This is a genomic window from Glycocaulis sp. (genome assembly GCF_051859565.1).
Classification (GTDB): domain Bacteria; phylum Pseudomonadota; class Alphaproteobacteria; order Caulobacterales; family Maricaulaceae; genus Glycocaulis.
Genome location: NZ_JBHYFK010000007.1, coordinates 185008 through 197017, shown reverse-complemented (window position 1 = coordinate 197017; position 12010 = coordinate 185008). Strand labels below are relative to the sequence as shown.

The following is a 12010-nucleotide window of genomic DNA, read 5'->3' as shown; positions in this document are numbered from 1 at the left end:
GTTATCCTTCGGAGGGCGCGTTGCCGACCGATTCAGCCGGGGCAGCAAGATCGGTTTCAAACGGGCCATCACCGCCATCATGGCGAACCGCCGTGTAGGCGCCGACGCCGTGCCACAGGCCTTCAAACACGATGTGGAAGATCACCTGCGCCAGCAACATCACGCACAGGGCGATAATGGCTGCCGGGCTGGTGATGAGCCCGGTGATCATCTCGCGGACCTGTTCGGGGTCCGGCTCGGCGCCCGCCATCAGATCACCCCAGTAGGGGGCGATGGCGCCCATCATGCCGCCCATCACGGCGATCTGCTGGACGATGGACAGGACCATGGAGCCGACGAGCGCGATCAGAAGCAGGACGAAATAGGTCAGCACCAGCCAGCCGACGATCCGCTTCGTGGCGGCAAAGGAATGGAACAGGCGGAAGCCTTTCTGGCGCACGGTGAGCGCCGGACCGGCCGCAAAACGCACCGCGATGATGAAGGCAGCCACCGTGAAGCCCACGACTGCCACAAACCAGATCACGCCGTTGAGAAGCGCCGCCCAGAGAGCGCCCTCCGCGGCAGAATTGATCCCCATCGTTACGGCAACAATGATCCCGAAAGAGAGGATGGCGGCGACATAGCCCGCGATCACGAAGGCGACGAGGCACAGATTGACGAGAAACAGCCGGCCCTCGTCTGCGCCGAGGCGGAAGGGGATACCGCCCGCCACCTCGTTGCGCGTCATGAAACGCAGCCAGGCGCCTTGCGCCATCAGGGCTATAAGAAGCGAGACAATAACAATAACCGGGGAGAGAGCCAGCAGTGTGCCTGCAGCAGCGAAGACCTCGCTGGGGTCCGGGTCGTCATTGACAGCGACCAGCTCCAGTATCGACTGGATCGCCGGCAGGCCGAAAACCAGCAGAGCACCGATGATCACCGCATAGGCAATGATCTGCCAGAGCGCGATCGAGAAGGCACCGCCCGGATTGCGGCCCACACACTTGAAGAACCAGAAGGCTGCGCTGGTGAAATCGTATTTCGCTTCGCTCGGAGATGCCATTGTATGTCCCTGCCCTGCAACAATTTGGCGGGACGCTATCACAGGCCCGTGAGCACGGCACGCCTCAAGGCGTGTTTTACACGCTTTGTGACGTAAATTTCATGTAGAGGCGGGCATGCACGCCCAGGAGCGGGGTCAGCACGAAGGCCACCGATCCGCCCACCAGAACGGCGCGCAAAAGCGCAATGCCAAGCGGGTTCAGCCCGTCTGCCCGCACGCCCTGCGCGGGGTTATATCCTGTCACGCTTTCCACCAGAAAGGCGAAGGCCACCAGCAGCACAATGCCGGGCAGCACCGCCAGCGTGCCGGTGATGAAGCCGCCAAGCCCCCTTCCCTGCAATATCGGCCAAGCGGCCAGAAGCTGCACCTTGCCGCGCGCCAGCGTGGCTGGAATGCCGGGCAGCAGGCGGGAGATGAACCAGAGGCCAAAACCGGCGAACACCGTGATCAGCGCAACCGCGATGATCCATTCTGCGGTGCTGAACAGGGCGAAGATATTCACAAAGCCTTCGGGCGGCTCGGTCAGGCCTGTACGCTCCGCGCCCAGTATCGCCAGCGCGCCCAGCATGAAGGCCAGCATGACGAAGGCGGTGCCGAGCACGGTCAGCACAAGCACAAGCGTCAGCCCGGCTACCAGCACCAGACGCGACACGTCGCGAACCCGGTCCTGAATGTCTCCCTCAGCCAGCCCCAGCGCCGGGCGCGTGACCAGCACCGCCGCAATCACCCAGGCATGAAAGCCAAGAATGAAAAGCAGGGTGACGCCAATCAGCCCCGGCCCCGTTTCGCCAGTAAGCGAGAAGACAAGCGCTTCGAGCGCGGCAATGCCTGCGCACAGCGCGCTGGCGGCCAGAACGGCGCGGGGATGACGCAATATGAGGGCAAGCCCGTCTTGCAGGGCATCGGCATGGATGAGTTTCATGGCAGCGGGACTTAGCCCGATGCGTTCCACCTGCCAAGGATCACTGTGACGCAGGGGGCTAATTGTCCAAGAAAAAACTGAACGTCGTCTCCACGCATTCACGACGGAATGGTTCACCGTCTTCGACAGGCGGTGTATATCGCCATCTCTCAAGCGCCCTGACGCTTTCCCGGATAAAAGTATTCCCGTCAGGCGTGGCGAAAACCACCTCAATATTCTCTGGTTGACCGTCGGTTCCCACCTCGAACCTGAGCACCGTATAGCCCTCCAAACCGCGCTCCGATGCCCGAACTGGATACTGAGGCGGAAACCGCTCGATAAGGGACTCGTCAGAAATTCCGGCTTCTCCCTGCGGGACACCTGGGAAATACCCCTGCCGTAGCAATAGCTTGACGAGATGCGATGTCTCCAGAGACTCCTGCAGCGCCCGGCGATTTCTCAGTCCATTCAGGGCGCTGTGATACCAAGAGGCAAGATGGCCGGTCACCGCTTCATCCATGCCTGTGCCGCGTGCCACGCCAGTGGCGAGCCCTGACAGCAAAATCACGCGCTCACGCTGTCGAGACCTGACAGCTCTGTCACCCTCCAAGAGAATTTGCCGCAGGATCGCCGGGGCGTGGTCATCACCGCCGCGTATCTGATTGCCCGTTTGAGCCAGATACTGACCTGGACCTTCATGAACGGCGATGATGTAGCCAGTGAAAAACCGCAAATCTTCCGAAAGCGAGGAGGAGGACACCTGCAAGCTTCTGGCACGCGCTGCCGCGCTGGCCCGGTCCCCCGCCAACAGATAGGCTGCTGCCGCCAGCGCTAGCGTATCTGTATCCGGTGCCAGTGCATGAAGATCATCCCAGGCCGGGGCGGCGGCAGCGTAATCCTCCAGGTCGTAGTAAATCTGTGCCCGGTTCTCGGCCAGTGCGGCCAGTGTGCCGGCGTCAATCCGAGCGGCCACGCCTGCCTGATATGCCGCTTCGGCGTGGGTGGTGGCGCTTGCCAGCTCATCACTCTCGATGGCGGCCATATAGGCGCGGTACGGCTCCATCACCGATGGCGGAATGGCGTAGGCAATGTCAGCCTGCCAGCTAGCCGCCAGAACAGGCGCCAGAACGATCATCGCCAGTTTGCATATGCCACCAGCCCCCATTTCAATCACCCCCCTATTCCGCCAGGTTTGAAGCTGGTTACGCCAAAATGGATCGCCGCCAGCCTTCTTTCATATCAATCGGCGCCGGAGGCTGGCTGATCAGCCCGGCAGAGTTCTACAGGCCGCCTCGTCCTGACGCCGTAAACGGAAGTGCAGGGATTAAGGACGACACTTGTGCCCCGCACCGCCGCACGAAACCGGCTGAATCTGTTGATCTCGTCGAGTCCTGGTTCAGAGAGGGTCACGCCTTGCGGGTATTCGTAGATAATCTGAACAGGCGCATTGCGCGGCAAATTGGTAGCGGGCGGCAAGCCCGCTCGCTGAGAGCTGCCATCCCCAAAAACGATCAGTGCGGGCGCTGATGCGGTTGCCGCCGTTGCCGCCGGGGCGGCAATATCAGGCATTGGCGCTAACGATACGCCGCAGGGGTGCTGGCCGGCCTCGTAAAATGCACTTGCAAGCACCCGCCGGTCGCCCCCACGTCTTGAGCCAATAGGGTAATGTTGTTCGTCTACGACCCGGCGCAATTCATCGGGCAGTGGCCCGCAAACATCCTCATGCTGACGTGCCACCCAGAACCAGTACGCTGCGTCACTGTTCCGCTCCATCTCCGCGCCGATAGCGGCAATAAAGGCCAGACCAGCCCCTTCCGGTGCCAGCTGCCCCTTGGATTCAACTGTTGAGAGCAAATAGTCGCCGGCCATGTGGCCAGCAGTAACGGCATCGCCTGAATTCCATGCCTCAATGATTGCTTCGACGCAGGCTGACCCGGGATTGACACGCGCACATTCGGAGCTGACCTGCAACCACAAGGCTGCCACCACTATCGGGATCATTGCCCTAATCCCTCAGGTTAAACTCGAACTGAGTATGTACGCCGTCACGGACAACCGGAACACCGTCTACCGTCGCCGGGGTGTACCGCCATTGCTGGACAGCACGACGCGCCGCACGGCCGAACTCCTGATGCGGGACGGAAAACAGAACGTTGATATTCCCGGTCCGTCCGTTCTCCAGGACAGAAAACTGCACAACCGCGACACCTTCCAGACCCGCATGGAGCATTGCTGATGGGTACGTTGGCGGGATACGGTTTGACGGCGAGGCGTCCACCCAGCCAGCCGGACGTGGCTCCGGCTCCTCTTCGTTTTGCGCTGGGCGCGCTATATCTGCGAGATATAATGGGCTTTGCACCTGGCGGTTGAACAAGGCCTCGCGCTGGGCGTCATCAAGGGTGCGGCGCACATAATTTGCCCAAATTCCCAGTTCAATCGCATAGCGGTCGCCACGCCCCAGAAAGAGCTCGGCATAATCCGCCGCGAGACTGAGGTAAAAGGCTGACTCTGACGGCTCGCGGACCAGTGCGTAGTACGATCCGGCGAATACCGAGAGCTGAATAAGGCTGGCTGTTGGCTGAGCTTCTATCGCGCCAAAAACGTCCAGCGCGCGCACGGCCGGCGGCCCGGCACTGCGCACCCGCTGGCTTTGCCACTCGGCTGTGGCCTGGATAAGGAGCGCTTCGAACACGATACTGGACGCCGAACCCTCCGGGAAAAGTTCAAGTGCCTGGCCGGCACGGTTCAACGCATTTCTACGCTCCCCGGCTGCAAGTTGCTGTGACGCGGCTAACACATGGACTCTTGCCCGTGCATTGACGTCCGCCCCCGCACGCTCAAGCACCCCGGTCAAGTCATTCCACGCGGCGGCGGCGCGGCGATGATCGCCAGTATCGGTGTAAATCTGCGCCCTGTTTTCGGCCAGTGCAGCCAGCGTGTCGGCGTCGATCTGCGCGGCCACGCCTGCCTGATACGCCGCTTCGGCGTGAGTGGTGGCGCTTGCCAGATCATCACCCTCGATCGCGGCCATATAGGCGCGGTACGGCTCCATCACCGATGGCGGAATGGCGTGGACAGCCGCGCTCAGGCCAATAGCGGCCAGCGCCGCGATAATAAGTTTCTGCATTGCTGCCCCCGTTCAGCCCGCCTTCCCCTGACGCAATCCTTGGATGCAAACCGCGGATGGTCAACACGAAATTTGCGCCCGGCGGGAATTATCCTGGGCCGCCTGCCCTGCCGGTTTGAGCCTGCGCCGTTGCGGCGCTATATCCGCGCCATGACACAGACCTTACCCATACACATCATTGGCGGCGGCATGGCCGGTTCGGAAGCGGCCTGGCAGGCGGCAGAGGCTGGCGCGCGCGTTACGTTGCACGAAATGCGCCCGGTACGCCGTACCGAGGCCCACCAGACAGATGGCCTTGCTGAGCTGGTCTGCTCCAACTCCTTCCGCTCGGACGATCATGAGACCAATGCGGTCGGCCTGCTGCATGAAGAGATGCGCCGGGCGAACTCGCTCATCATGGCGATGGGCGATGTGAACCAGGTGCCTGCAGGCGGCGCGCTGGCCGTGGACCGGGAAGCCTTTTCCCGCGCGGTGACCGCGAAGCTGGAAGCCCACCCCAATATCGAGATACGCCGTGAGGAAATCGCCGGGCTCCCGCCTGAAGACTGGGACAATGTGATCGTGGCGACCGGCCCCCTCACCTCGCCTGCACTGGCCGAGGCGGTGCATGGGCTGACGGGTGAAGGCGAGCTCGCCTTCTTTGACGCCATCGCGCCAATCATCTTTGCCGACAGCATCGATATGGGCGTGGCGTGGAAGCAGTCACGCTATGACAAGGGCGAGACGGAGGAAGACCGCGCCGCCTATATCAACTGCCCTATGGACCGCGAGCAGTATCACGCCTTCGTCGAGGCGCTGCTGGCCGGTGACAAGACAGTGTTCCGCGACTGGGAGAAGGACACGCCCTATTTCGAAGCCTGCCTGCCCATCGAAGTGATGGCCGAGCGGGGCATCGAAACACTGCGCCACGGGCCGATGAAGCCGCGCGGCCTCACCAATGCGCATAAACCCGACGAGAAGCCCTATGCCGTCGTCCAGCTGCGTCAGGACAATGCCCACGGCACGCTGTTCAATATGGTCGGCTTCCAGACCAAGCTGAAATACGGCGCGCAGACCGACATTTTCCGGATGATACCGGGGCTGGAGAACGCACAGTTCGCAAGGCTGGGCGGCATTCACAGGAATACCTTCCTCAACTCGCCAAAGCTGCTGGACCCGGTGATGCGGATGAAAGCCCGGCCCTCTTTACGTTTTGCTGGCCAGATCACCGGCGTTGAAGGCTATGTGGAAAGCGCGGCCATGGGGCTGCTCGCGGGCCGGTTTGCCGCCGCTGAGCGTCTGGGCCGGCCCGTGACGCCGCCCCCGCCGACCACGGCACTGGGCGCGCTGCTGATGCACATCACCACCGGCCATGTGCCGGGCCGCAAGGGCGCGTTCCAGCCGATGAATGTCAATTTCGGCCTATTCCCGGATATGCAGGGGCCGTCCAAGGGGCCGAACGGCGAGCGCCTGCGCGGCGCTGCCAAGGCGCAAGCCAAGAAGCGGGTAATGAGCGCGCGCGCCCTTGCCGATTGCGATGCCTGGCTGGGACTGACGAAACACGCAGCTGAGTAATTGCGCCGCGAGCGCGGTGAATCATTGCAATTTCGTAATCGGCGGCACTATGCTTGCCCTCAGGATTTCGAGGGGACTGTAATGATTAGAATTTTCACCGCTCTATGTGCCAGCCTCATCGGTCTGGCAACGCTGGGACACGCCACTGCTCAAACGCTGGATGTGTCACATTTCGCCCGGCTGCCGGCATTCTCAAGCCCTAGCCTATCACCCGATGGCACTGAAGTGGCGTTCCTGCGCGCTGAAGAAGACCTGATCGTTGTAGGCATTGCTTCTCTTACTGGCGGCGATACGCGATGGATAAGCGTTGGCCAGCAAAAAGCGCGTTCCGTGCGCTGGGTTGCCGACAACGTCCTGCTGATCAATGTAACCCAGACCAACGATTTCGGCTCCCGTCGCAGCAATGCCTACGAGTTTGGCGCGGCCTTTCTTGTCCGCACCGATGTGCCAAACGCGCCTGTATCGCAGCTTCTTGTCGGCGAGAGCCGGGTGGGTGTGAACTCGTCTCTGTCCTCGGTGCTCGCCGTAGACTGGGAAGCAGGTGAAATCTACACCGCTGCCTATGGCGTCCTGGGACGCAATATGCGGTTCAGTGATATTCCGCTTTACCTTTTTGCCGTGAATGCCGTTACGGGAGAAGCGCGCATGGTGGAGCGCGGGAGCGGCGAAACGCGCGGCTGGCTGTTTGACGACGGCGGAGAGCCTGCTGTGCGTGTCTCGGTCAACCGGCTTGGGCGCAACCAGTGGATTGAGCTTCGCCAGGGCAATCGGTGGCGCGAGGTGTGGCGGTCTTCATCAAGAACGGAAATGGTCATCCCCATCGGCATGGCACCGGAAGGTAACAGAGCGGCCGTACTGGTTCCTGGCAATACCCGCCGCCTGGCGTGGATGGACCTCGAAACAGGCGAGTTCAGCGACCCCGTGCTTTCTGACCCCCGGTCAGAAGTTGGAGGCGCTTTGGTTGACCCCTACACCAACCGCATCGTCTCTGCGTATTTCACGCGTGATGAGAACTCTGCACACTGGTTCGACGAGGAGCTGGAGCGATATGAAAACATGATCGCTGAAGCTCTGCCGGACGATGAAGTCGGCATTTTCAGCTGGTCGCGCGACCGTTCGGTCATACTGGTAGGGACAAATGACAGTGCCGCCGCACCAGATTATTATTTGTTTTACCCCGAAACCATGTCCCTCAACTTTCTGGCCACAGGCTACCCTGCGCTGCGCGGGGTCGAGCTGCCAGCTCGTCAACGCTACAACTACACCGCAAGAGATGGAGCCGACATTCCGGCATTCCTGACCCGCCCTGCCGGTGATGGCCCGATGCCGCTGGTAATATTGCCGCATGGCGGACCGGCCTCGCATGAAACCAGCGGATTTGACTGGCTGGCTCACGGCATATCGTCACAGGGCTATCTGGTCCTTCAGCCCGACTTTCGTGGATCGACCGGCTATGGCCGCGCGTGGGAGCGCGCTGGCGACGGTGAGTGGGGCAATGGCATCATGCAGCACGATCTGACTGATGGCGTTCGAGCTCTCATTGAAGAAGGCCTGGCGGATCCTGATCGCGTATGCATCGTGGGCGCATCCTATGGTGGATACGCGACGCTTGCCGGCCTGACATTCACTCCTGATCTCTACCAGTGCGGCGTAGCTATCGCTCCCGTGTCCGACCTGTCAGAAATGTACACATTCGCCGGCGGACGACGCGATCCAAACAATCCGGTGGCCCGCTACTGGATGCAGGCCATGGCGAACGATGAGGGCCGCGGCCGGATGCGAGAAAACTCGCCCGCCCTGTTTGCTGACCGCGTAACCGCAGGCCTGCTGCTTATCCACGGTCGCGACGATACGGTTGTCCCCCTCCGCCAGTCCGAGATCATGGAACGGGCCATGCGTCAGGCAGGCAAGCCGGTGGAACTGATTGTTGTAGATGGCGAAGACCACTGGCTTTCAACTTATGGCGGGCGGATGAGCACGCTAGTTGAAACCGTTCGGTTCCTGGACGCTCATATCGGCAATGACGCACAGCGCTAGACCCGGCCTGTAACCGAAGCCCACAGCAGGGCAAGCTGCGCCCCCAGCGGATTATCCGCGGGGGCGTAGTTGTATGGGTCTGCCGGCCGGCGGGCAGCGGCGAGATGGCCTCGCGCCAGCACCGCATAGCCGATGGCGGGAAAAACCGGTGCCGGGAGCGCCCGGCGCGCGGCACTGAGTTCACTGGCCGCCCGTCGCGCCCGGTCCACCAGCCCTTGACGGGCCTTTATGGCGGCTTCGGGTTGCAAGCCCCGGCGCAGCGTTTCCACACTGGCGCCACTGGCCTCCAGCTCGTCTTGCGTGACAGGCGGCCGGCCAGCCGCGCACAGCCGGGCAAAATCGCGCAGCAGGCCGGTATATCCCCACAGGCGCACCGCTGCCGTCAGGGCGCGCTCCGCCTCATCGCCAGGTTGCCAGTCCGGAGCACACAGGCGGGCGCCCGCGCGCATCAGCGTGCCTGCTGTGCGGTCAATGTAAGCGTCACGCTCTGCCGCGTCGGGAAACGCGCCCTCACCCAGATCAGCGTTTCTTGCTTCGACCAGGCCTGCTAGCAGGGCCTCGTCCGGGGCACCTGGCTGGTCACGCAGGATGGCCAGCGCCTCATAGACCGGATGGCGGCGCACGCGCGGCGGGCGGGCATACAGGTCGGCCAGAGCCTCCCTGGCCCACGCCAGACGCATTTCGCCGATCACAGCCTCGCTTACGCTGGCGGGGATGCGGGCGATCTCTGCATTGAAGGCGTACAGCGCCCAGAGATTGGCGCGAACCGGCGCAGGCGCAAACAGGCTGGCCAGATACCGGGCGGGATCCTCGCGGCGAAGCGTATCAGCGAAGGTGTCGGCACTCATATCGTGACAGTTTCCAGAAAATACGGCGCCAATCGCAGGAGAGAGGCGTGTTTTGACTTGCCAATACTGCAGCTGCGGGGTGAGCTTCGCGTCACCAGACACCACCCCCTTGCTGCGGAGACCCGACATGTATGACGCGCGCTGGCGCCTGACCACCCTTCTGCTGGCTTCCGCGCTGGCGGGATCCCTCGGCCTTGCCGCCTGCAGCCCGCAAACGCAGGCCAGTGCCGATACGGTGAGCGAGTTCATACCCGCCGCGCGCGAGCTTAACGGGCAAGGTCTGGCCGCGCTGGATGCCACGCTGAACCAGTTCGCCGCCGCGCAGGCGCGCTCCGGCTATGTGGCGCTCATCGCGCGTGACGGTGTGGTGCAACACATCTCCGAGGCCGGCTACGCCGATATCGAGGCGGAACGCCCGATGAATGCCGACACGCTGGTGCGTATTGCCTCCATGACCAAACCCGTTACTGCCGTCGCGGTGATGCAGCTGGTCGAGGATGGCGCGCTGCGGCTCGACCAGCCGCTGGCCGACATCATCCCTGCTTTTGCCGATGCACACGTGGCGGTGTCGGTGATGGCCAATGAAAGCGGTGAGATCGCGACCGTGCCGGCCGCCCGCGCGATCACGATTGAAGATCTCCTCACCCATACATCCGGTATCGGCTATGTGTTTGATTACGAGACGGATCTGGGCCGCCTCTACCTTACCCGCAACGTCTATGAAGACCGCGACATGACGCTGGAGCAGCGCATCGACCATCTGGCCGGACTGCCGCTTTATTTCCAGCCCGGAGAGCGCTGGTATTATAGCTGGTCTAACGACATTCTGGGCCGGGTGGTGGAAGTTGTCTCCGGGCAGGATCTAGAAAGCTATATGCAGTCGCGCATCTTCCGGCCGCTTGGCATGGACAGCACGACATTCTTTCCGGATGAGGCGCTGCATGGCCGCATCGCAACGCTGTACACCCACGATGAGAGCGGGGCGATCCAGCCGCTGCCGTCCAGCTTGGATTATGCGTTTGGCGCCAATGTCGCCGCAGGCGGCGCAGGCCTGTTCTCTACCGCCAACGACTATTTCCGCTTCGCGCAGGCGCTTGCCAATGGCGGGGAACTGGAGGGCACACGCATCCTGTCGCAAGAGGGTGTGAACGCGATGACAAGGGTTCATGTCGGTGCAGACCGCATGCCGGACAACATGAATGCCGGCAATCTGGGCTTTGGCTACTCGCTGGGCGTTGTCTATGAGGGACAGGGCTCATCGGCGAGCGGCTACCCGGCCGATTTCGGCTGGGGCGGCTATTTCGACACCGATTTCTTCGTCAGCCCGCAAACCGGCGTGGTGGCGCTGATCCTGGCGCAGGAGCAGCCTTCTGCTACAACGCCGCGTGAAGGCGCCAGAGCGATATTCCGCCAGCTCATGCCTGCGGTAATCGCCGAGTAAGCCTGCCACACAGCCTGCAAGCAAAAACCCCGGCGCCAGCGCCGGGGTTTTTCTTTGGTTCAGATGCCTGCTGGCGGGGCCGGTCAGTCCTCGCGGTCCCCGGCATCGCGGCGGACACCTGTCACAGTGAGCAGAGGTGCAGCCACAAAGATCGAGGAATATGTGCCGATGGCCACACCCCAGATCAGCGCCATCGCAAAGCCTTCCAGAGCCGGACCGCCCATGACCGCCATGGCGATCAGCGCCACCAGCGTGGTGCCCGACGTCAGGATGGTGCGCGACAGGGTGGCGTTGATGGCAAGGTCCAGCACCTCGGCCGTTGGCAGGGATTTATACTTGCGGAACATCTCACGGATGCGGTCATAAATGACCACGGTATCGTTCATCGAATAACCGACAATGGTGAGAATGGCCGCGATGGTCGGCAGGTTGAACTGCAGCTGGGTGACGGAGAAAAAGCCGATCGTGATGATCACGTCATGGGCCAGTGCCAGCACCGCGCCTACCGAGTACTGCCACTCAAAGCGCAGCCAGATATAGACCAGCATCAGGAAGAGCGAGACGAGCACCGCTGTCGCGCCGGCGACGCGCAGCTCGTCGGAAACTTGCGGGCTGATGACCTCCATCCGCTCGAAGCTGACATCGGGAATCGCCTCGACCATCGCGGCGCGCACCAGTTGCTGCACGGCCTGCTGGGCCTGTGCAGCGTCAAGAGCGTCAAAGCCTTCGAGCGCGTTGATGACTTCAGGATCGATTTCACCGACGCGGATAAGGACGTCTTCCTCGGTGCCAAAGCCCTGTACCTGCACATCGCCGGGGACCGCAGCCGTGACCACCTCGCGGATCAGCGCGATGTCGGCTGGTCCCTGCGTGCTGATTTCGATTGCCGTGCCGCCACGAAAATCAATGCCGAGATTGAGGCCCATGGTGAAGAAGGCCGTCACCGACCCCAGCACCATGAAGAGCGAGAGGACAAACGCGCCGACCCGCATGCGGATGAAGCCGAAATTGGTCTCCACCGGCAGGAAGCGTACGAGAGCAAAACTGGAAAGATTCATGG

At 62.2% G+C, this 12010-nt stretch carries 10 protein-coding genes; 3 read left to right on the top strand and 7 right to left on the bottom strand.

The features are described 5' to 3' along the window. Window position 1: 1 nt before the first annotated feature. The 5 genes from ACTIGC_RS11745 to ACTIGC_RS11725 all read right to left on the bottom strand — a co-directional run bounded on the left by ACTIGC_RS11745 (window position 2) and on the right by ACTIGC_RS11725 (window position 5070). Complete coding sequence (locus tag ACTIGC_RS11745; RefSeq protein ID WP_439634585.1) at window positions 2-1042, bottom strand: hypothetical protein; 1041 nt, start codon at window positions 1040-1042, stop codon at window positions 2-4. A gap of 76 nt (window positions 1043-1118) precedes the next feature. Further along, window positions 1119-1964, bottom strand: coding sequence for a hypothetical protein (locus ACTIGC_RS11740; RefSeq protein WP_439634584.1), 846 nt, complete (start codon window positions 1962-1964; stop codon window positions 1119-1121). 58 nt (window positions 1965-2022) lie between these two features. After that, window positions 2023-3078, bottom strand: coding sequence for an energy transducer TonB (locus ACTIGC_RS11735; protein ID WP_439634583.1), 1056 nt, complete (start codon window positions 3076-3078; stop codon window positions 2023-2025). Between the two features lie 104 nt (window positions 3079-3182). Continuing rightward, the gene (locus ACTIGC_RS11730; RefSeq protein WP_439634582.1) at window positions 3183-3944 is read right to left on the bottom strand and encodes a hypothetical protein; all 762 of its coding nucleotides are present in this window, start codon (window positions 3942-3944) and stop codon (window positions 3183-3185) included. Between the two features lie 4 nt (window positions 3945-3948). Next, a complete protein-coding gene (locus ACTIGC_RS11725; protein ID WP_439634581.1) occupies window positions 3949-5070 on the bottom strand; it encodes an energy transducer TonB in 1122 nt (373 codons plus the stop codon). 150 nt (window positions 5071-5220) lie between these two features. On the opposite strand from ACTIGC_RS11725, the gene trmFO reads away from it, so the two are divergent. Next, a complete protein-coding gene (gene trmFO / locus ACTIGC_RS11720) occupies window positions 5221-6624 on the top strand; it encodes a methylenetetrahydrofolate--tRNA-(uracil(54)-C(5))-methyltransferase (FADH(2)-oxidizing) TrmFO (RefSeq protein WP_439634580.1) in 1404 nt (467 codons plus the stop codon). 81 nt (window positions 6625-6705) lie between these two features. Continuing rightward, window positions 6706-8661, top strand: coding sequence for an alpha/beta hydrolase family protein (locus tag ACTIGC_RS11715; protein ID WP_439634579.1), 1956 nt, complete (start codon window positions 6706-6708; stop codon window positions 8659-8661). Here ACTIGC_RS11715 and ACTIGC_RS11710 read toward each other — a convergent pair. Beyond that, window positions 8658-9509, bottom strand: coding sequence for a squalene/phytoene synthase family protein (locus ACTIGC_RS11710; protein ID WP_439634578.1), 852 nt, complete (start codon window positions 9507-9509; stop codon window positions 8658-8660). The genes ACTIGC_RS11715 and ACTIGC_RS11710 overlap by 4 nt on opposite strands. Before the next feature lie 127 nt (window positions 9510-9636). Between ACTIGC_RS11710 and ACTIGC_RS11705 the strand changes: the two genes are divergently transcribed. After that, window positions 9637-10950, top strand: a complete 1314-nt coding sequence (locus ACTIGC_RS11705; RefSeq protein WP_439634577.1) for a serine hydrolase domain-containing protein — start codon at window positions 9637-9639, stop codon at window positions 10948-10950. 83 nt (window positions 10951-11033) lie between these two features. Here the strand turns inward: ACTIGC_RS11705 and secF are convergent, their stop codons facing one another. After that, entirely contained in the window at window positions 11034-12008 is a 975-nt protein-coding gene (secF, locus tag ACTIGC_RS11700; RefSeq protein WP_439634576.1) for a protein translocase subunit SecF, read from the bottom strand. Between the last annotated feature and the right edge of the window lie 2 nt (window positions 12009-12010).

Excerpts from the sequence above, each read along its gene's own strand:
- ACTIGC_RS11710 (WP_439634578.1), bottom strand. The coding sequence starts at position 9,509 with ATGAGTGCCGACACCTTCGCTGATACGCTTCGCCGCGAGGATCCCGCC.
- ACTIGC_RS11740 (WP_439634584.1), bottom strand. The coding sequence starts at position 1,964 with ATGAAACTCATCCATGCCGATGCCCTGCAAGACGGGCTTGCCCTCATA.
- ACTIGC_RS11705 (WP_439634577.1), top strand. The coding sequence starts at position 9,637 with ATGTATGACGCGCGCTGGCGCCTGACCACCCTTCTGCTGGCTTCCGCG.
- ACTIGC_RS11735 (WP_439634583.1), bottom strand. The coding sequence starts at position 3,078 with ATGATCGTTCTGGCGCCTGTTCTGGCGGCTAGCTGGCAGGCTGACATT.
- ACTIGC_RS11715 (WP_439634579.1), top strand. The coding sequence starts at position 6,706 with ATGATTAGAATTTTCACCGCTCTATGTGCCAGCCTCATCGGTCTGGCA.
- ACTIGC_RS11745 (WP_439634585.1), bottom strand. The coding sequence starts at position 1,042 with ATGGCATCTCCGAGCGAAGCGAAATACGATTTCACCAGCGCAGCCTTC.
- trmFO (WP_439634580.1), top strand. The coding sequence starts at position 5,221 with ATGACACAGACCTTACCCATACACATCATTGGCGGCGGCATGGCCGGT.
- ACTIGC_RS11725 (WP_439634581.1), bottom strand. The coding sequence starts at position 5,070 with ATGCAGAAACTTATTATCGCGGCGCTGGCCGCTATTGGCCTGAGCGCG.
- ACTIGC_RS11730 (WP_439634582.1), bottom strand. The coding sequence starts at position 3,944 with ATGATCCCGATAGTGGTGGCAGCCTTGTGGTTGCAGGTCAGCTCCGAA.
- secF (WP_439634576.1), bottom strand. The coding sequence starts at position 12,008 with ATGAATCTTTCCAGTTTTGCTCTCGTACGCTTCCTGCCGGTGGAGACC.